The following is a 17,534-nucleotide window of genomic DNA, read 5'->3' as shown; positions in this document are numbered from 1 at the left end:
CTGCTTCGAACCGGCCGACGATGCGGATGGCTTCGGTATGGGTCGTGTCGGGGGTCACGTGTTCGAGCGTAACCGCGCGCCGCGGCGGCGCGGAACGCGTGACACCCGGTGACAGGGCACTGGCTCTGGTCGGTCGTTCGCGCAGGCCGCCGTCGCGCGAGGTCCCGCGCTACGGTGGAGGGAATGAGCCGCTCGCCTCGACTTCTCCGATCCGCCCAGTTCCCCGCGATCCTCCTGCTGGCCGCCGCCGGTCTCGGGCTGCTGCTGGCGAACCTGCCCTCGCACGACGCGCTCGCCGGGGTCCTCGGCGCGCACCTCGCTGTGCCGGGGACGGGTCTCGACCTGTCGGTCGCGCACTGGGTCTCGGACGGGGTGCTCGCGGTGTTCTTCTTCGTCGTGGCGCTCGAGCTGCAGTACGAGCTCACCCGGGGCGAGCTGAACAGCGTGCGCGCGGCGGTCCAGCCGGCGATCGCCGCGGTGGGCGGCATCCTCGTCCCGATCGCGATCTATCTGCTGATCGCGGGCGCGGCGGCGGGTCAGGGCAGCGGCGCCGTGACCGGCTGGCCCATCCCCACTGCGACCGACATCGCCTTCGCGCTCGGCGTGCTCGCGGTGTTCGGCCGCGGGCTGCCGTCCGCCGTCCGCGCGTTCCTGCTGGCGCTCGCGATCCTGGACGACATCGTCGGGATCGTGTTCATCGCCGTGCTGTTCGCGCACGGGCTGAACGTGCTGCTGCTCCTGCTCGGGCTGGTCGCCGTCGCCGTGTTCGCGGTGCTCAGCCGTCTGCTCGGCGGTCGGCGGACGCCCGTGGTCGCGGTCCTGATGGTGATCGTCGGGGTCGTGGCGTGGGGGCTGTTCGCCGCCTCCGGCGTGCACGCGACCATCGCGGGCGTCATGCTCGGGCTCGTGATGGCGCCGCGCACGGCGGGCCCCACCCGGCACGCGCTGGAGCCGTGGGTGAACGGGCTGGTGCTGCCGCTGTTCGCGTTCGTCGCGGCTTTCGTGGTCATCCCGCAGGTGCCGCTGGGCGCGCTGTCGCCGGCGTTCTTCGGGATCCTGGTCGCGCTGCCGGTCGGCAAGCTCGTCGGCATCTCGGCGTTCGGCCTCGTGGCGCAGCGGATCAGACCAGCCGGGACGGCGCCGGCGATCCGCTTCCCCGATCTGCTCGCGGCCGGCGCGCTCGGCGGAATCGGGTTCACGGTCTCGCTGCTGCTCGCGAACCTCGCCTTCGCCGCCGATCCCGGGGTGCGCGATCAGGCGATCCTCGGGGTGCTGCTCGGATCGGTGATCGCCCTGCTGCTGGCCGCCGCCCTAGTGTCCTGGCGGGCGCGGGCGCATCGAGCGGCGGGGGACGCGGAAGAGGACCTCGACGACGACCCGTTCGAGGACGAGACGGACGAGGAGCCGCCGGATGGACGCTGAGACGGATCCGCTCCGGAGCGCGGCGGATCCGCTCCGCACCGCCGCGGAGGTCATGCGGCAGGTGCGCGAGCGCTGCGTGTGGTCGCAGGCGATGACCCACCGGGAGCTCGTCCCGTACCTGGTCGAGGAGTCCTACGAGCTCATCGACGCGGTCGAGCGCGACGACCGCGCGGAGCTGCGCGAGGAACTCGGCGACCTGCTCTGGCAGGTGCTGTTCCACGCGGCGATCGCGGCGCAGGATCCGGACGATCCGTTCGACATCGACGACGTCGCCCGCACCCTCGCGGAGAAGATGACCCGGCGGCATCCGCACGTATTCGGCGACGCGGTCGCCCGCACGCCCGAAGAGGTGCTGGTGCACTGGAACGCGGCGAAGGCCGCGGAGAAGCGCGCGCGGCGGAGCGTCCTGGACGGCATCCCGCACGCCATGCCGGCCCTCGCCCTCGCGCAGAAGGTGCTCGGGCGGGCGGCGAAGGCCGGCATCGCCCCGGTCCCCGAGCCCGTTTCCGCCCCTGGGCCCGCCCCGGTCCCTGAGCCTGTCGAAGGGACGTCCGCTCCTGCCTCCGAGGCCGAGCTCGGCGACGCCCTGCTCGCCCTCGTCGCGACCGCCCGCGCGCACGGCTGGGACGCCGAGCGCGCCCTTCGCGAACGGATCCGCGTTCTCGAGGCCGAGGTCCGGTCGGCCGAGGCCGGAGATTGAGGTTTCGAAGTGCGCACTTGGCTGGATCCCGGCCCGGAATGCAGCAAAGTGAGCACTTCGAACGACGGAGCGGGCCGCAACGGCCGACAGGGGCGCCCCGAGCGACCTGGAAGAATGGATCCGTGGCAACGGTCAATCCTCCGCGCGGGATGCGCGACTTCCTCCCCGCCGACAAGGCCCGTCGTGAGCGCGTGCTCTCCGTCATCCGCGAGCGCTACCGCGCGCACGGCTTCGACGAGATCGAGACGCCCGTCGTGGAGGAGTACGACCGGCTGCACGCGGGCATCGGCGGCGACAACGAGAAGCTGTCGTTCAACATCCTGCGCCGAGGGCTCGACGCCGACGGCATCCGCGCAGCGGCGGAGGATCCCGCCGCGCTCAGCGACCTGGGCCTGCGCTACGACCTGACCGTCCCGCTCGCCCGCTTCTACGCGACCAACCGCGGCCAGCTGCCGACCGTGTTCCGCTCGATCCAGATCGGCCCGGTCTGGCGCGCGGAGCGACCGCAGAAGGGCCGCTACCGGCAGTTCGTGCAGTGCGACATCGACATCATCGGCGACGACTCGGCGCGCGCCGAGGCAGAGCTCATCGTCGCCTCCCTCGACACGATCGACGCGCTCGGGCTCACCGGCGGCGTCGTGCGCGTGAACGACCGGCGCGCGCTGGACTGGATGCTGGACTCGTTCGGCTTCGCCGCGGACGAGCGGCCTGGCGTCCTCATCACGATCGACAAACTCGACAAGATCGGCCCGGACGGCATCGTCGCGGAGCTGCGCGAGCGCGCCCTTCGGTACGCGCAGGGACCGGATTCCGCGGCGATCGACGCGTTCGAGGCGTTCCTGCACCGTCCGCAGACCCTCGAGTACAACCCCTACGGCGAGCGGCAGATCCGCAAGGCGCTTCCGGAGAACGCCCCGGACGAGCTCGTCGCGCACCTGGTCGGGCTGGGCGAGGCCGTCGCGGCCGCGCGCCCTGCGACAGACTCAGGGAGCGAATATGTCGTCGATCCCATCCCGCTGCAGTTCGACCCGTTCCTGGTGCGCGGCATGGGCTACTACACCGGCACGATCATGGAGCTCGCGCACCCGTCCGTCGGCTACTCGCTCGGCGGCGGCGGACGCTACGACGGCATGATCGGCCGGTTCCTCGGACAGCAGGTGCCGGCGGTCGGCTTCTCGATCGGCTTCGAGCGGATCGTCGACCTGCTGGAGTCCGCCGAGGACGCGGCGGGGCGGTCCGTGGTGCTCGTGCACGACGCCGACGTCCCGGTCGCCGAGCTCGTCGCGCACAAGGCGGCCCTCATCGCAGGCGGCGCGCGCGTGCGGCTGGAGCGGCGCACGAAGAACCTGAAGGCGCTGCTCGAGCGCGCCGCCGCCGACGGCTACACCGCGTTCGCCGCCGTGCGCGCGGGGGACGCCTCCGCCGCGCTCGAGGTCAAGCCGCTGTCCTGACGGCAGGGGCCGCGTGGACGGCCGGGGCGGCGCGGGATCGTCGATCCCGCGTCACGCGCCGTTCATGTCGATGCGGTCTGATCGGCGCATGCACGCGCGCCAGGCCGGTCGGTTCCGCTCGGCGACGCTTCTGCTCGGCTCGGCGGGGCTCGCCATCTCGGGCGTGGCGGTCGCGGTACGGCTCGCGCTCGGACGCCAGGCCCGCATCGCCCGGCGCCGGATCGGCAAGCCGCTCGGCGAGGACGCGCTGCATGCCGACCGGATCTGGCGGCCGCGCCTGCCCGGGGAGCCGATCGAGCTGCTGCTGCTCGGCGACTCGGTCGCGGCCGGGCTCGGCGCGCAGCGCCGCAAGGACACCCTCGGCGGGCGGCTCGCGAAAGGGCTGGCGCGGCGGACGCACCACCCGGTGCGGCTGCGCACCGAGGCCGTCGTGGGAGCGGAGTCGCCTGACCTGGGAGCGCAGCTCGCCGCGCTCGAGGACGACTACCTGCCGCAGGTCGGGGTGATCGTGGTCGGCGGCAACGACGTCACCCACCGGATCCCGGTCTCCGTCTCGGTGCGGCACCTGCAGGACGCGATCGTCCGGCTGCACGCGCTCGGCGCCGCCGTGGTCGTCGGCACCTGCCCCGACCTCGGCGCGCTCCGCCCGGTGCCGCAGCCGCTGCGTTCGATCGCCTCGCGGATGTCGCGCCGGCTGTCCGCGGCGCAGGCGCAGACGGCGATCGAGCACGGCGCCACGGCCGTGGACCTGCGCCGCGCGGTCGGGCCGATGTTCTTCGACCGGCCGGAGGAGATGTTCAGCCTGGACCGGTTCCATCCCAGCGCGCTCGGATACCGCCGCACCGCCGAGGCGCTGCTCCCGGCGGTGACGGCGGCGGCCGAGGAGGCGCTGGCGAAACGGCCCGGGCCGGTCGCCATGATCGCCGAGGCGGAGCTCAGCTCCCCGGCGCGCTGAGCTCCGACGCCTCGGCCTGCGGTGCGTCGGCGTCCGAGGCGCTGAACGAGGCCGCCCAGTCGGCGACGCGCGCCGAGCTCTCCTCCTCGGAGAGATCCTCGACCCGCGTCATCACGGACCAGCGCACGCCGAACGGATCCCGGATGCTCGCATAGCGGTCGCCGGACACGAAGGTCGACGGCGCCTCGCGCACGGTGGCGCCGGCGGCGACGGCCCGCTCCACGACGGCGTCGACGTCCGGCACGTAGATGCCCATGGAATAGCAGTCGGCGTCCCCGGCGGGCGGCGCGACGAGTCCGTATTCCGGGTTCGGATCGCCCAGCTGCAGCACGCCGAGGCCGAAGTCGAGATCGGCGTGCGCGACGACGCCGCCGAACTCGGTGACGTCGACGACGCGCGCGCCGAAGATGTCCCGGTAGAACTCGATCGCTCCCCGCGCGTTCGGGATGGCCAGGAACGGGGTGAGGCTGGTTGCGGTGTTCGGGCGTCCGTCGGTCGTGTATCGGCCGGTGACGCCGGTGGTGTTCTCGGTCATGCTTCGACGTTAGGGGCGCGCCACCCGCGATCGCTTGGAGATTCGCGCCAGATCGGATCCTGCGGCCGCAGGCGATCGCGGAGCACCGGCGGCGCCGGTGTCGGCTCCTCGTTCTACGCTCGGACCATGGTGAATCCCACCCGCGGGGTGCTGTACCCGGCGCGCCTGCCGCAGTTCCACCGCCTCGCCCCCTCGCCGCAGGCGGCCGAGCTCGTGCAGTGGTGCTGGATCCCGGAGTGGGACGTCGAGCCTGGCCGATCCTCCAGGCAGGAGCTGGTGGCCTATCCCGCGCTGAACCTGGTGGTCGAGCAGAGCGGCGATCGCGAAGACGTCATCCTCTCCGGGGCGAGCACCCGGGCGAGCTTTCGCGATCTGACCGGTCGCGGCTGGGCGGTGGGCGCACTGCTGCGGCCCGCCGCGGCCGCCGCGCTGATCGACGCGCCGTCGCGGCTGCTCGATCGCGCGGAACCGGTCGTCGCCCCGGAGTTGCAGCGCGCCCTCGCCCGCGCGATGGCCTCGGGCGAGGGTCACCGCGAGCGCGCCGCCGCAGCCCTGTGCGCCTGGCTGCGCGACCGGGTCGGGGCGATCGAGCCGCCCGCGCGGCACGCGAACGCGATGGCCGAGCTGCTGATGTCCGATCCGTCGGTGCGCACGCCGGAACAGGCCGCCACGCGGCTCGCCGTGTCCGTGCGGACCCTGCAGCGCATGGCCCATCGCCACGTCGGGCTCTCCCCGGCGGCCATGATCCGGCGTCGACGCCTGCAGGAGGCGGCGGAGCGGATCCGCTCCGATCCCGAGACCGACCTCGCGACCGTCGCCGCCGACCTCGGCTATGCCGACCAGGCGCACCTCTCGAACGAGTTCCGCGCGGTACTGGGGTTCACGCCGTCGGCGTACCGCCGTGGCGCCGCTGCAGAGCGAGCCTGACGGCGCGCACGCCCACGCCCACCAGGACGATCGCGCCCCCGGTGAGCACCGCGACCGGAGGGAGCGAGGCAGCCAGCGCGAGGCAGCCGATCGCGCCGAGCACCTGCAGCGCCTTCGGATAGCGGCGCACGGATCCGCGCTGCACGAACGCCGACACGTTCGCGATGAAGTAGTACAGCAGCACGCCGAAGGACGAGAAGCCGATCGCCCCGCGCAGGTCTGCGAGCAGCACGACGACGACCACGACCGCCCCGGCGGCGAGCTGGGCGGCGCGGGGCACGCTGTGCCGCGGGTCGATCCGGGCGAGGAGCGCGGGGAGATCGCGTTCGCGTGCCATCGCCAGAGAGGTGCGGCCGATCCCGGAGAGCAGCGCGAGCAGCGCGCCCGTCGCCGCGGCCGTCGCGGCAGCCCGGACGAACGGCGTGGCCGCCTCCCACCCGGCGGCGCCGACGACGTCGGCGAGCGGAGAGGAGGTGCCGGCGGCCACGCCGCCGATCGTCAGCGCGACCGCCGCGCCCACGAGCAGGTAGACCAGGAGCGCGGTGGCCAGGGCGATCACGATCGCCCTGGGGATGGTCCGGCCCGGGTCGCGGACCTCCTCGCCCATGGTCGCGATCCGCGCATACCCGGCGAACGCGAAGAACAGCAGCCCCGCGGCCTGCAGCACCCCGTATGCCGACCAGGCGGCGAGCGGGGCGGCTGCGGCGTGCGGCAGGACGGCGCCGGCCGCGGCGAGGACGATGACCAGGCCGATCAGGGTCGCCGCGACGAGCACCTGGGTGACGCGGGCCGTGCGGGTCACCCCGAAGCAGGTGACGACGGTCAGCAGCACGACCACGGCGATCGCGATCGGCTTCTGCCAGGCCGCCGGCGCGAGGTAGGCGGCGACCGTCATCGCCATCGCGGCGCAGCTCGCGAGCTTGCCGATCACGAAGCACCAGCCCGCGACGAACCCCCACCACGGGCCGAGCTCGGCGCGCCCGTACGCGTAGGTGCCGCCGGAGACGGGATGCGCGGCCGCGAGCTGGGCGGAGGAGGTGGCGTTGCAGAACGCGACGATCCCGGCGAGCACCAGTGCGACCAGCAGGCCGGACCCGGCCGCTCCGATGGCGGGTCCCCACACCGTGAAGACGCCGGCGCCCATCATCGAGCCGAGACCGATCGCGACCGCGTCGAACGGGGTCAGGCGGCGCGCGAGGGGCATGGCTCCATCATCCCGGATGGCGGCTCACTCACGTCCTCGCCGCGGTGATACGCGGCGTCTGCCGGGAGGTGGACGAGGGCGGGAGGGGCTGGACCTCTTCCGCGATTGATCTAGTTGTCCTAGAATAAGTCGCAAGGAGGTGGTGCGATGCTGATCAGGATCGACGCCGACAGCGCCCGCCCGCTGTTCGAGCAGATCGCGGCCTCCGTGCGCACCGAGGTGCTGGCCGGACGGCTGCGCCCGGGGGACCGGCTCCCTGCGGCCAGGGAGCTGGCGGATGCGATCGACGTCAATGTGCACACCGTGCTGCGCGCGTATCAGGAGCTGCGCGACGAGGGGCTGGTGGATCTGCGCCGAGGCCGCGGCGCCGTGCTGTCGGCCGCCGCGGAGCCCCTCGCCGATCTCGCCGCGGAGATCACCGCGCTCGTGCGCCGCGCCGCGGCGCTCGGCCTCAGCCCGGCGACCCTGGCCGCCCTCGTGAAGGAGACGACACCATGAACGATCGTCCTGTTCCTGCCGAGCACGAGATGAGCGCCATCCCGCCCGGCGAGCTCCGCCGCGCCCGGCTGATGTCCCTGCTGGTCGGCGTGGCCGTTCCGCTGGTGCTCTCCGCCGTGGTTCTCGTGCTGGTCCTCTCCTGGCTGCCCGAGCTGCCCTCGCCGGCGGCGACGCACTGGGGACCGACGGGCGTCGACCGATTCGGTCCGCCGGTCGCCTTCGTCTGGCTGACGGTGCTGCTCGGCTTCGCCCTGCCGGCCGCGATGACGATCGGCGCCGTCCTCGCGGTGCGCGCGCACTGGGGCGGCGCGGCCAGGCTGCTCGGCGCGATGGCGCTCGGCCTCTCCGGGCTCAGTGCGGTCGTCACGCTCGGTGCCGTCGGGATGCAGCGAGGCCTCGCGGACGCGAAGCAGGCCGGGGACCTCGGCGGCGCCATGCTGCTGGGCGTCGGGGTGTTCCTCGTCCTGATCGCGGTGGGCTGGGTCGTGCAGCCGCACGTCCGTCCTGCCCCTGCCGCCCCGCTGCGACCGGCGCACGTGACCGCGATCGCGCAGGGGGAGCGGGTGGTATGGCTGGCCACGGCGACCATGCCGCCCATGGCGCTCCTGCTCGTCTCGCTGCTCGCCGTCGTCGTCGTCGGCATCACCGCGGTGATGGCCATCCGGTTCACGGATCGGCTCTGGGTGCCGGTGCTGACGCTGCTGCTGATCGGCGGTGCTCTGGCCACCTCCGCGTCGTTCCGCGTCCGCGTCGGTCCGGACGGGCTGACGGTGCGGTCGCAAGCGGGCTTCCCGCGCGTGCACGTGCCGCTCGACGAGATCGTCTCGGTCCGTGCGGTCGAGTGCAATCCGTTCGGCGAGTTCGGCGGCTTCGGATGGCGGCTCGGACTCGACGGGCGCACCGGCATCGTGCTGCGCCGCGGGCCCGCGATCGAGGTCGAGCGGCGGGACAGGCGCCCGCTGGTCGTCACCGTCGACGGCGCCGAGGTCGGCGTGGCGGTGCTGCGGGCGTACCTGGACCGGCAGGGCGACCGCAACGCCGGCCGACCCGGAACCGCGAGGGAGGATGACGCATGAGCACCAGGGGGACGCCGGTGGCCGCCGCGGCCGTGCGCGTGCACTGGGGGGCCGTCACGCTGTTCACCCTGCTCGCGTGGGGGCTGGCCTGGCTGATCTGCCTCCCGCTCTGGCTGGGCGACGGCCTCGCCACACCCGGGGCGCTGATCCTCATCACCGCCATGATGTTCGCGCCCGGGATCGCCGCGGTCGTCACGATCCTGGTCACCGGGGCGCCGCGCAAGGGGGAGCGGCTGCGGTCCCTCGGCATGTGGCCGCTGCGTCCGGCCAGGCAGGTGGTCGGTCTGACGGTGCTCGGCTGGCTCGGTCCGTTCGCCGTGGTGCTGCTCGCGCTCGGCCTCGCGCTCGGCCTCGGCTGGCTTCATCCCGACTTCTCCTTCCCGCTCATCGCGGAGCAGCTGAAGAGGGTGCCCTCGCGCGCCGCGCTGCCGCCGGTCGGGGTGATCGTGCTCGTGCAGCTCGCGGCGATCCCGGTCGGAGCCGTGATCAACGGCATCTTCGCGTTCGGCGAGGAGCTGGGCTGGCGCGGCTGGCTGGTGCCGGCGCTGCGCCCGCTCGGGACCTGGCCTGCGCTGCTGCTCAGCGGGGCGATCTGGGGGATCTGGCACGCGCCGATCATCCTGCTCGGCTACGACTTCGGCCAGCGCGACGTCGTCGGCGTCCTGCTGATGGTCGCCGGATGCGTCGCGTGGGGCGTGCTGTTCGGCTGGCTGCGGCTGCGCTCGGCTTCCCTCTGGCCCTCCGTGCTCGCGCACGGCATGCTCAACGCGTCGGCCGGGCTGGCGCTGCTGTTCAGTCCGCCGCACCCGCAGCTCGCGCTGCTGAGCCCGCTCGGGGCGTCCGGCTGGATCGCGTGCGCGGTCGTGATCGTCGTCCTGCGGCTGACCGGGCAGTTCCGCCGCCGCCCCGCGCTCGCGGCGGATCGGCCGAGGATCCGGCCGGCACCGCTGCCGGACGTCGATCCGGTCGGCTCGGTCACCGATCCGACCGCTCCGCCGACCGCTCCGCACGGATCCGATCCCCGGCGGCCTTGATCGGGCGGTGCGGAGCGACGAAGCTGATCGCATGGCCGATCCCACACCCGAGAACTGGCGCGCCGCCGACGACTACCTCGCCGAGACCCTGGTCGGGCACGACCCCGCCCTCGAGGCGGCGCTGACCGCGCAGCAGGCGGCAGGGCTGCCCGCGATCGAGGTGGCGCCGGTGAGCGGCAAGCTGCTGCACCTGCTGGTGCGCATCTCGGGAGCCCGCCGGATCCTCGAGATCGGCACGCTCGGCGGCTACTCCACGATCTGGATGGCGAAGGCCGTCGGCTACGGCGGGCGCGTCGTGACGATCGAGGCCGAGCCGGCGAACGCCGCCGTGGCACAGGCCAGCATCGAAGCCGCGGGCGTGAGCGGCAGCGTCGAGATCCGGATCGGCCGGGCCGAAGACGTACTGCCCGCGCTCGCGGCCGAGGACCCGTTCGACCTGGTCTTCATCGACGCGGACAAGGAGTCGAACACGCTCTACCTGGACTGGGCCGCGCGCCTCGGTCATCCCGGCACGGTGGTCGTCCTGGACAACATCGGGCGCAGCGGCGACATCGTCGATGCGGACTCGCCCGACTCGATGGTGCGCGGCACGCGCGCCGCGCTGGAGATGCTCGGCCGGGACCCGCGCTTCGAGGCGACCGCGCTGCAGACGGTCGGCATCAAGGGCTGGGACGGCGTCGCGATCGCGGTCGTCGCCTGAACCGGGGCGTCCGCACAGGCTTCTCGGGGTCCGGGAGCGGACACACCCGCCGTCGCGGCGCGCGGATCCGGTCCTCCCGGGTCAGAATGGACGCGTGACGCAACCGATGGGTCTCGGAGGGCGGCCGACGATGCCGCCGCCCGGTGCGCCCGCGGAGGAGCGCCTCATCGCACGGTTCCATCCGCACGCGCGGCACCTGTTCTGGTCGGCGCTGCTGCTCATCGTCGTCGCGGGGGCGACCGGGTTCTTCACCAGGAACCTGCCGAAGCCGTTCGCCCAGTGGCTGCCGGCTCCCTGGATGCTCTGGGCGGTGGCAGGCGTCGTTGTGCTGCTGTTGGTGGTGATCCCGTACCTCGCCTGGCTGTCCCGGCGGTACACGATCACGACCCGGCGGGTCATCGTGCGCGACGGGATGGGATCCCGGCGCAGCACCGAGATGTCGCACGCGCGCGGCTACACGATCTCCGTGCGCCGCGGCCCGCTGCAGCGCATGGTCGGCGCGGGCACGATCCTGCTCTCCAACGGGGTGGACGCGCCGCTGCGGCTGCGGGATGTGCCCAACGTCGCCCTCGTGCAGGAGACCCTCGCCGACCAGATCGAGGTCGGCCAGATCCTCGCGCACCGCGACGCACAGGCCGCGCACGACCCGTTCGCCGAGTCCTGACGGTCGCCGCGCGCTCTTCACCCCCGGTTCCAGAGCGGGCGCAGCGAGGCGAAGGTCGCGGATCCCGGCAGCGCGACGGAGGAGGCCGCCCCGTGCGGAAGAATGGATCCCGAGGAACGGAGATCCGATGGCGTTGCGTGTGGGTGTGATCGGCGGCGGACAGCTGGCGCGGATGATGATCGCTCCGGCGGTCGAGCTCGGGATCGACATCCGCGTGCTCGCGGAGGACCAGGGCATGTCGGCGCAGCTCGCGGCGACCGCGGTGGGGGACTACCGCGATCTCGACACGGTCCGCCGGTTCGCGGCCGATGTCGACGTCGTCACCTTCGACCACGAGCACGTGCCGCAGGACGTGCTGCGCGCGCTGGTCGCCGACGGCGTGGCCGTGCATCCGGGACCGGACGCGCTGCGCTTCGCCCAGGACAAGCTCGACATGCGCGCGCGCCTCGCCGAGCTCGACGTGCCGCAGCCCGAGTGGGCGCGGGTCGCCGATGCCGGCGAGCTGCAGCGCTTCCTCGACGCGCACGGCGGTCGCGGCGTCGTGAAGACCCCGCGCGGCGGCTACGACGGCAAGGGCGTGCGGGTCGTCTCCGCCGCCGCCGAGGCGGAGGACTGGTTCGCCGGCCTCGCCGGGGGCGACGCCCTCCTCGTCGAGGAGCTCGTGCCGTTCGTCCGCGAGCTCGCACAGCAGGTCGCCCGCCGGCCGAGCGGCGACCTCGCCGCCTATCCCGTGGTCGAGACCGTGCAGCGCGACGGCGTCTGCGCCGAGGTCGTCGCACCGGCCCCCGGTGTGGATGCCGAGCACGCCGCGGAGGCCGCGCGGATCGGCCGCGAGATCGCCGAGGGTCTGGGCGTCACGGGAATGCTGGCGGTCGAGCTGTTCCAGACCGAGGACGGCCGGATCCTGGTGAACGAGCTCGCGATGCGGCCGCACAACAGCGGACACTGGAGCCAGGACGGGGCTGTGACCGGCCAGTTCGAGCAGCACCTCCGCGCCGTCGCCGACCTGCCGCTGGGGGACACCCGTCCGATCGCGCCGTGGTCGGTCATGATCAACGTGCTCGGCGGTCCTGCCGACGCCGGGATGCTGGACCGGGTGCCGGCGGCGCTCGCCGCGAGCCCTGGCGCGAAGGTGCACACCTACGGCAAGGCACCGCGCCCCGGGCGCAAGGTCGGGCACGTGAACGTGGCAGGAGCGGATCTCGAGGAGGCGCTGCGCCGCGCCCGCAGCGCTGCCGCAGCCTTCGACTGATCGTCTCCGGGGCGACGCGAGGCTCTTGGACGCCCGTTTGCGCGGGATTGACGGAGTGTGCGCCGGGTTCTCCCAGTCCCCGCCCGTACTCTTGGACGCGTGACTGGGACACTGCATGCATCGGCCGCGCCCCTCGTCGGCGTCGTGATGGGATCCGACTCCGACTGGCGCGTGATGAGCGACGCCTCGCAGGCCCTGACCGAGTTCGGGATCCCGCACGAGGTCGAGATCGTCTCGGCGCACCGCACGCCGGAGAAGCTGCACCGCTACGGCCGCGAGGCCAGGGAGCGCGGCCTCAAGGCGATCATCGCCGGAGCAGGGGGCGCCGCGCATCTGCCCGGCATGCTCGCCTCGGTGACCGCCCTTCCCGTGATCGGCGTCCCGGTGCCGCTCGCCTACCTGGACGGCATGGACTCGCTGCTGTCGATCGTGCAGATGCCCGCCGGCATCCCGGTCGCCACCGTGTCGATCGGCGGCGCGCGCAACGCGGGCATCCTCGCCGCGCGGATCCTCGGGACGGCGGATCCGGCGATCGCGGACCGGATCGAGTCCTACGCGCGCGAGCTCGAGGCGCTCGTCGAGGAGAAGAACCGGCGCCTGAAGGACAGCCTGTGACCCAGCTCCTGGCGCGCCAGGGCGGCAGGTCGTCCTCGCGCGCGGGCCTGATCCGCTCGCGCCCGATGCGCGACCCCGATTTCTCCTCGCCGGACGTGATGACGCGGCGCGGCTGGTGGCTCGTGGTCCTGAACGTGCTGATCCCCGGATCCGCGCAGGTTCTCGCCGGCAACCGCCGCCTTGGCCGGTTCGGGCTCGGCGCCACGCTGCTGATGTGGGCGCTCGTCGTCGTGGGCGGGGCGACCGCGCTGCTGTGGCATCAGGCGCTGCTCTGGCTCACCGTGGGCGGAGGCTGGGTGTCCTGGCTGGTGCTGACGCTCATCCAGGTGCTCTGCTACGCCTACGCGCTGCTCTGGGTCGTGCTCACCTTCGACACGCTGCGCATCGTTCGTCTCGTGCGCACCAAGAACTACGCGCGCATCGCGATCCCGCTCGTGGCGGTGCTCGTGGTCGCGCTGTGCGGTTCCGGCGCCGCATCGGCCGCGAACATCATCGCCTCGAGCCGCACCGCGATCAGCACGCTGTTCGGCTCGGGCGGACCGAGCCTGCCGCCGAGCGACGGCTACTACAACGTGCTGCTGCTCGGCGCCGACAGCGGTCAGGGCCGCGACTCGATGCGCTTCGACAGCATCTCCGTGGTGTCCGTCAACGCCGACACCGGCAAGGTGACGATCTTCGGCATCCCGCGCGACATGCCGAACGTCCCGTTCTCCGCGGGACCGATGCACGACGCCTATCCGGACGGCTTCGAGGCGCACCCCGACGACACCTGCGGCTGGGGCTCCGGCATCAACCAGCTCACCAACGCGGTGCAGTACTGCCACACCGGCAAGCCGTACTACCCGGAGGTCAAGGGGCACCCGTGGGCGCCCTCGATCGAGGCCACCAGGGACGCGGCCGAGGGCGTCCTCGGCATCAAGGTGCCGTACTACGTGTTCCTCGACATGAACCACTTCGCGCAACTCGTCGACGCGCTCGGCGGCGTGGACATCAACGTCAAGGAGCGCCTCCCCGAAGGCGGGCCGCCGCCCGGATCCGACGGCTCCAACGTGGACGACTGGGCGATCGGCTGGATCGAGCCGGGGCAGCAGCACATGAACGGCGACACCGCGCAGTGGTATGCACGTTCCCGGTACACCACGAGCGACTTCGACCGGATGCGCCGGCAACGCGAGCTGCAGGAGGCGATCCTGAAGCAGTTCACCCCGCAGAACGTGCTGACGCACTTCGACGAGCTCGCCAAGGCCGGCACCCAGCTGGTCGACACCGACATCCCGCAGGAGAAGCTGCCGGAGTTCATCGACCTGATGGTGAAGGCCAAGCAGAAGCCCGTGCAGACCCTCGACCTCACGCCGGACAACGGCGTCGACGAGTTCACGCCGGACTGGAACCAGATCCATCAGATGGTGAAGACCACTCTGCACCCCGCGCCGACGCCCACCCCCACCGGCTGAGCCCCGTTCTCCGGTCCCTGAGCCCTCTCCGGCCCCTGAGCCCTCTCCGGTCCCTGGAGCACCCTCTCCGGCCCCTGGGCCCTCTCCGGTCCCTGAGCCTGTCGAAGGGACCCGACCAGGGGCGTCCGTGGAGCGCCTCGGCGGCCTCCCCGCGGTTGCTGGCTAGGCTCAGACCATGGCTGTGCTGCGCGTCGTGCTCGACCAGGTGAACGACATCGTCGACCCCGATCTCGCCGAGGCCGCGCGTTCCCTGCTGACGGGGCTGGCCGCGACGGCGCCGCAGCGCTGCACGGTCGAGGCGATCGTCCCGGGCGGCGCAGGCGCTGACGCTCCGATCCCCGGCGCGGACACCGTGCACCGCCTCGCCCTCGGGCGGCGGGAGCTGGCCGCCGCGTGGCAGCTCGGCGTGATCGCCGGCGTCGGCGGAGGCATGATCCACGCGCCGTCGCTCTTCGCACCCCTGGCCAGGCACGACAGGGCGAACGACTACGACCAGACCGTCGCCACCGTCTGGGATCTGCGCGCGTGGACCGCACCCGAGTCGCTGCCGCGGGCGAGCGTGCTCTGGCAGCGCGGCATGCTCAAGCGCGCGGTCAAGCACGGCGACGCCGTCGTCGTTCCCACGCACGCCATGGCGCAGCAGCTCGCCGACATCGCCCCCTTCCGCGACCGCATCAGGGTCATCCCCGGTGCCGCCCCGGAGGGTTTCGCGATCCCGCACGACGCCGCGGAGCGCCGGATCGCACTCGGCGCCCCCGGCCGCTACCTGGTGGCGACAGGCACCGCCGCGACGCTCGAGCCGGTCTTCGCGGCCGCCGTGGCCGCGGACGCCGACGCATTCGTGCTGGACGCGCCGGAGGGCGCCGCGCCGGCGATCGCGGAGGCCGCGCGCGAGGCCGGGCTGGACGCGCCGCGGGTGCACGTCCTCGGCCGTCAGGAGGCGGAGGACCGGGCGGCTCTCCTCGGCGGAGCGATCGCGCTCGTCGCCTCGGATCCTGCGCCGGTCTGGCCGTGGCGGATGCTGGAGGCGCTGGCGATCGGCGTGCCCGTGATCGCGGCGCAGGGCGGCGCGCATGCCGACCTGCTCGCCGACGGAGGCCTGCTCGTGGATCCGGCCGGCTTCGCCGACGCCGTGCAGGAGGCTGCAGGGGAGGGGGCCCGCAGGCTCTCCGTGCTCGCCTCCGACCGCTCGCGCGCGTATTCCTGGAACGGATCCGCCGAACGGGTCTGGGCGCTGCACGCCGACCTCTGAGCCGGCCGCTCCGGAACCGCTGCGGCTTCCTCCCGGAACCGCTCAGGCGCGCATGATCTCCACGGCCTTCTTGCTGGGGCCGTCGAAGCGCACCTTCCCGTCGCGGAGCAGGATTCCCCGCTCGCACAGGTTCGACACCATGTTCAGGTCGTGGCTGACGACCACGAGGGTCTTGCCCTGGTCGTGCAGCTGGCGCACCCGGGCCAGGCACTTCTTCTGGAAGGGCTCGTCGCCGACGGAGAGGATCTCGTCGATCAGGAGGACGTCGACCTCGGTGTGGATCGCGACGGAGAACGCGAGGCGCAGGAACATGCCCGAGGAGTAGTGCTTGACCTCGGTGTCGATGAACTGCTCGATCTCGCTGAACGCGACGATCTCGTCGAAGCGCGCCTCGATCTCCTTCTTGTTCATGCCGAGGATCGCGGCGTTGAGGTAGATGTTCTCGCGTCCGGAGAGGTCGGGATGGAAGCCCGCGCCCACCTCGATCAGGCCGGCCACCCGCCCGCGCGTGAGCACCTCGCCGTTGTCGGGGCTGAGCACACCGGAGATCATCTTCAGCAGGGTCGACTTCCCGGAGCCGTTGAAGCCGAGCAGCGCGACGGATTCGCCCTCGCCGATCGAGAACGTCACGCCGTCCAGGGCGCGGAACGCCGTCGTGAGCGGCTTGCGCTTGACGGCGGCGAGCACCGTCTCCTTGATGGAGTGCGTATGGCGCAGGCGGAACTCCTTGCGCACGTCCTCGACGATCACACGGGGGAGCGGTTCAGAGATCCTGGGCAAAGCGACCCTCCAGGCGACGGAAGACGAACTGGCCGATCGCCAGGATGACGAGCGAGATCGCGAGCGCGATCCCGGAGAAGAGCCACAGATGCGGCGCGAGCTGCACGTCCCGGGGGTGCAGCTGGAACCAGATGCCGTAATGGAACAGCTCGACCGCCGCCGTCACCGGGTTGCACCGGTACAGCACGGAGAGCCATTGCGGGGCGACGGCGGAGACCGCGTGCCACTCGTACATGACCGGGGAGGCCCACACCGCCACCATGACGATGATCTCCACGAAGCTCTGCGCGTCGCGGAAGGTGACGTTGACGGCTCCGAACAGCAGGCCGAGACCGCTCGCCAGCACGGCCACGATGATCAGCGAGAGCAGGATCGCGCCGACGGCGAGGAAGCTCGGCGTCCAGCCGAAGAAGAGCGCGATCACGAGGACCACGAGGATCTGCGGAAGGATGTTCACCCCGGCGATCAGCATGCTCGCGACCGGGAACATCTCGCGGGGCACGTAGATCTTCTTGATGAGCGCCGCGTTGTCGATCAGCGAGCGCGTGCCGTTCGAGAACGCCTCGTTGAAGAACGTGACCGCGGTGATGCCGGAGAGCAGGTAGATCGGGAAGTACGGCACCCGGCCGTTCTGGCCGAGGAACACGCCGATCGCGAAGTAGAAGACCGCGAACTGCACGAGCGGCTTCACGTAGGACCAGAGCCAGCCGAGGACCGACCCGCGGTACCGGATCTGCACCTCCTTGCGCACGATCAGCGACAGGAGGTACCGATGCCGGAACACCTCCAGAAGACCACGATTCGCGCCGGGCGGAGTCAGCCGCGCGACGTCATCGGTGCGGATCACTGACACCGCGTAACCACCTCCGTCGGCCTGCACAGGGCGCAGGCGCCTAGCAATCATAGAAGGCGGCGGCTCGGAAACCGCTGCGGCGGGCGGGCGGCGCGATCTGCGGCCGCACAGGTTGCCGCGGGACGGGATGGATAGGATGGTCGGCGTTGTCCGCCCAGATCC

18 protein-coding genes are annotated in these 17,534 nt (G+C 72.5%); 14 read left to right on the top strand and 4 right to left on the bottom strand.

The genetic code is table 11. The features are described from left to right. Nucleotides 1-183 precede the first annotated feature (183 nt). From ACTJJZ_RS02105 to ACTJJZ_RS02090, 4 genes are all read left to right on the top strand, one after another. Entirely contained in the window at nucleotides 184-1,422 is a 1,239-nt protein-coding gene (locus ACTJJZ_RS02105) for a Na+/H+ antiporter NhaA (protein ID WP_440719509.1), read from the top strand. Further along, nucleotides 1,412-2,122 carry a MazG family protein gene (locus ACTJJZ_RS02100; protein WP_440719508.1) on the top strand — a complete coding sequence of 237 codons (711 nt, stop codon included), beginning with the start codon at nucleotides 1,412-1,414 and terminating at the stop codon, nucleotides 2,120-2,122. Before ACTJJZ_RS02105 ends, ACTJJZ_RS02100 begins: the two co-directional genes overlap by 11 nt. Nucleotides 2,123-2,271: 149 nt before the next feature. Beyond that, entirely contained in the window at nucleotides 2,272-3,573 is a 1,302-nt protein-coding gene (locus ACTJJZ_RS02095) for a histidine--tRNA ligase (RefSeq protein ID WP_440719762.1), read from the top strand. Nucleotides 3,574-3,661: 88 nt separating this feature from the next. Next, nucleotides 3,662-4,528 carry an SGNH/GDSL hydrolase family protein gene (locus tag ACTJJZ_RS02090; RefSeq protein WP_440719507.1) on the top strand — a complete coding sequence of 289 codons (867 nt, stop codon included), beginning with the start codon at nucleotides 3,662-3,664 and terminating at the stop codon, nucleotides 4,526-4,528. Here ACTJJZ_RS02090 and ACTJJZ_RS02085 read toward each other — a convergent pair. After that, entirely contained in the window at nucleotides 4,509-5,063 is a 555-nt protein-coding gene (locus tag ACTJJZ_RS02085; RefSeq protein WP_440719506.1) for a VOC family protein, read from the bottom strand. The genes ACTJJZ_RS02090 and ACTJJZ_RS02085 overlap by 20 nt on opposite strands. Before the next feature lie 126 nt (nucleotides 5,064-5,189). Between ACTJJZ_RS02085 and ACTJJZ_RS02080 the strand changes: the two genes are divergently transcribed. Beyond that, entirely contained in the window at nucleotides 5,190-5,990 is an 801-nt protein-coding gene (locus ACTJJZ_RS02080; RefSeq protein WP_440719505.1) for a helix-turn-helix domain-containing protein, read from the top strand. On the opposite strand, the gene ACTJJZ_RS02075 is transcribed toward ACTJJZ_RS02080, so the two are convergent. Then, nucleotides 5,944-7,194 (bottom strand): APC family permease, encoded by a 1,251-nt coding sequence (locus ACTJJZ_RS02075; RefSeq protein WP_440719504.1) that lies wholly within the window; start codon nucleotides 7,192-7,194, stop codon nucleotides 5,944-5,946. The two genes, ACTJJZ_RS02080 and ACTJJZ_RS02075, sit on opposite strands and share 47 nt — an antisense overlap. A 147-nt stretch (nucleotides 7,195-7,341) precedes the next feature. Here ACTJJZ_RS02075 and ACTJJZ_RS02070 point away from each other — a divergent pair, with 147 nt between their 5' ends. From ACTJJZ_RS02070 to ACTJJZ_RS02030, 9 genes are all read left to right on the top strand, one after another. Then, the gene (locus ACTJJZ_RS02070) at nucleotides 7,342-7,692 is read left to right on the top strand and encodes a GntR family transcriptional regulator (RefSeq protein ID WP_440719503.1); all 351 of its coding nucleotides are present in this window, start codon (nucleotides 7,342-7,344) and stop codon (nucleotides 7,690-7,692) included. After that, nucleotides 7,689-8,768, top strand: a complete 1,080-nt coding sequence (locus tag ACTJJZ_RS02065) for a DUF1648 domain-containing protein (protein WP_440719502.1) — start codon at nucleotides 7,689-7,691, stop codon at nucleotides 8,766-8,768. The genes ACTJJZ_RS02070 and ACTJJZ_RS02065 overlap by 4 nt, the downstream gene beginning before the upstream one ends. Beyond that, nucleotides 8,765-9,802, top strand: a complete 1,038-nt coding sequence (locus ACTJJZ_RS02060) for a lysostaphin resistance A-like protein (RefSeq protein ID WP_440719501.1) — start codon at nucleotides 8,765-8,767, stop codon at nucleotides 9,800-9,802. The genes ACTJJZ_RS02065 and ACTJJZ_RS02060 overlap by 4 nt, the downstream gene beginning before the upstream one ends. A 31-nt stretch (nucleotides 9,803-9,833) precedes the next feature. Next, nucleotides 9,834-10,502 (top strand): O-methyltransferase, encoded by a 669-nt coding sequence (locus tag ACTJJZ_RS02055; protein WP_440719500.1) that lies wholly within the window; start codon nucleotides 9,834-9,836, stop codon nucleotides 10,500-10,502. A gap of 94 nt (nucleotides 10,503-10,596) precedes the next feature. Then, nucleotides 10,597-11,166: a PH domain-containing protein gene (locus ACTJJZ_RS02050; protein WP_440719499.1), complete on the top strand. Its 570-nt coding sequence runs from the start codon at nucleotides 10,597-10,599 to the stop codon at nucleotides 11,164-11,166. Nucleotides 11,167-11,293: 127 nt separating this feature from the next. Next, a complete protein-coding gene (locus ACTJJZ_RS02045; protein ID WP_440719498.1) occupies nucleotides 11,294-12,418 on the top strand; it encodes a 5-(carboxyamino)imidazole ribonucleotide synthase in 1,125 nt (374 codons plus the stop codon). A gap of 147 nt (nucleotides 12,419-12,565) precedes the next feature. After that, nucleotides 12,566-13,033, top strand: a complete 468-nt coding sequence (purE, locus tag ACTJJZ_RS02040; RefSeq protein WP_440719761.1) for a 5-(carboxyamino)imidazole ribonucleotide mutase — start codon at nucleotides 12,566-12,568, stop codon at nucleotides 13,031-13,033. A 65-nt stretch (nucleotides 13,034-13,098) separates the two neighbouring features. Further along, nucleotides 13,099-14,487 carry an LCP family protein gene (locus ACTJJZ_RS02035; RefSeq protein WP_440719760.1) on the top strand — a complete coding sequence of 463 codons (1,389 nt, stop codon included), beginning with the start codon at nucleotides 13,099-13,101 and terminating at the stop codon, nucleotides 14,485-14,487. A gap of 175 nt (nucleotides 14,488-14,662) precedes the next feature. Next, the gene (locus ACTJJZ_RS02030; protein ID WP_440719497.1) at nucleotides 14,663-15,739 is read left to right on the top strand and encodes a glycosyltransferase; all 1,077 of its coding nucleotides are present in this window, start codon (nucleotides 14,663-14,665) and stop codon (nucleotides 15,737-15,739) included. A 42-nt stretch (nucleotides 15,740-15,781) separates the two neighbouring features. Here ACTJJZ_RS02030 and ACTJJZ_RS02025 read toward each other — a convergent pair whose 3' ends face one another. Both ACTJJZ_RS02025 and ACTJJZ_RS02020 read right to left on the bottom strand, forming a co-directional pair. After that, nucleotides 15,782-16,438 carry an ABC transporter ATP-binding protein gene (locus tag ACTJJZ_RS02025; protein WP_440719759.1) on the bottom strand — a complete coding sequence of 219 codons (657 nt, stop codon included), beginning with the start codon at nucleotides 16,436-16,438 and terminating at the stop codon, nucleotides 15,782-15,784. Between the two features lie 64 nt (nucleotides 16,439-16,502). Continuing rightward, nucleotides 16,503-17,372 carry an ABC transporter permease gene (locus ACTJJZ_RS02020; RefSeq protein WP_440719496.1) on the bottom strand — a complete coding sequence of 290 codons (870 nt, stop codon included), beginning with the start codon at nucleotides 17,370-17,372 and terminating at the stop codon, nucleotides 16,503-16,505. Nucleotides 17,373-17,534: the final 162 nt, after the last annotated feature.

Origin of the sequence: Microbacterium sp. 22242 (genome assembly GCF_052045495.1) — a bacterium.
Taxonomy (GTDB): Bacteria; Actinomycetota; Actinomycetes; order Actinomycetales; family Microbacteriaceae; genus Microbacterium.
Note: the sequence above shows the minus strand (reverse complement) of the source record. Positions and strands in the feature narration are given on the sequence as shown.

What these genes read in the sequence shown, in the direction of transcription:
- ACTJJZ_RS02080 (WP_440719505.1), top strand. Translation starts at nt 5,190, where the DNA reads ATGGTGAATCCCACCCGCGGGGTGCTGTACCCGGCGCGCCTGCCGCAG.
- ACTJJZ_RS02045 (WP_440719498.1), top strand. Translation starts at nt 11,294, where the DNA reads ATGGCGTTGCGTGTGGGTGTGATCGGCGGCGGACAGCTGGCGCGGATG.
- ACTJJZ_RS02085 (WP_440719506.1), bottom strand. Translation starts at nt 5,063, where the DNA reads ATGACCGAGAACACCACCGGCGTCACCGGCCGATACACGACCGACGGA.
- purE (WP_440719761.1), top strand. Translation starts at nt 12,566, where the DNA reads ATGGGATCCGACTCCGACTGGCGCGTGATGAGCGACGCCTCGCAGGCC.
- ACTJJZ_RS02075 (WP_440719504.1), bottom strand. Translation starts at nt 7,194, where the DNA reads ATGCCCCTCGCGCGCCGCCTGACCCCGTTCGACGCGGTCGCGATCGGT.
- ACTJJZ_RS02060 (WP_440719501.1), top strand. Translation starts at nt 8,765, where the DNA reads ATGAGCACCAGGGGGACGCCGGTGGCCGCCGCGGCCGTGCGCGTGCAC.
- ACTJJZ_RS02055 (WP_440719500.1), top strand. Translation starts at nt 9,834, where the DNA reads ATGGCCGATCCCACACCCGAGAACTGGCGCGCCGCCGACGACTACCTC.
- ACTJJZ_RS02030 (WP_440719497.1), top strand. Translation starts at nt 14,663, where the DNA reads ATGGCTGTGCTGCGCGTCGTGCTCGACCAGGTGAACGACATCGTCGAC.
- ACTJJZ_RS02070 (WP_440719503.1), top strand. Translation starts at nt 7,342, where the DNA reads ATGCTGATCAGGATCGACGCCGACAGCGCCCGCCCGCTGTTCGAGCAG.
- ACTJJZ_RS02090 (WP_440719507.1), top strand. Translation starts at nt 3,662, where the DNA reads ATGCACGCGCGCCAGGCCGGTCGGTTCCGCTCGGCGACGCTTCTGCTC.
- ACTJJZ_RS02100 (WP_440719508.1), top strand. Translation starts at nt 1,412, where the DNA reads ATGGACGCTGAGACGGATCCGCTCCGGAGCGCGGCGGATCCGCTCCGC.
- ACTJJZ_RS02065 (WP_440719502.1), top strand. Translation starts at nt 7,689, where the DNA reads ATGAACGATCGTCCTGTTCCTGCCGAGCACGAGATGAGCGCCATCCCG.
- ACTJJZ_RS02035 (WP_440719760.1), top strand. Translation starts at nt 13,099, where the DNA reads ATGCGCGACCCCGATTTCTCCTCGCCGGACGTGATGACGCGGCGCGGC.
- ACTJJZ_RS02105 (WP_440719509.1), top strand. Translation starts at nt 184, where the DNA reads ATGAGCCGCTCGCCTCGACTTCTCCGATCCGCCCAGTTCCCCGCGATC.
- ACTJJZ_RS02095 (WP_440719762.1), top strand. Translation starts at nt 2,272, where the DNA reads ATGCGCGACTTCCTCCCCGCCGACAAGGCCCGTCGTGAGCGCGTGCTC.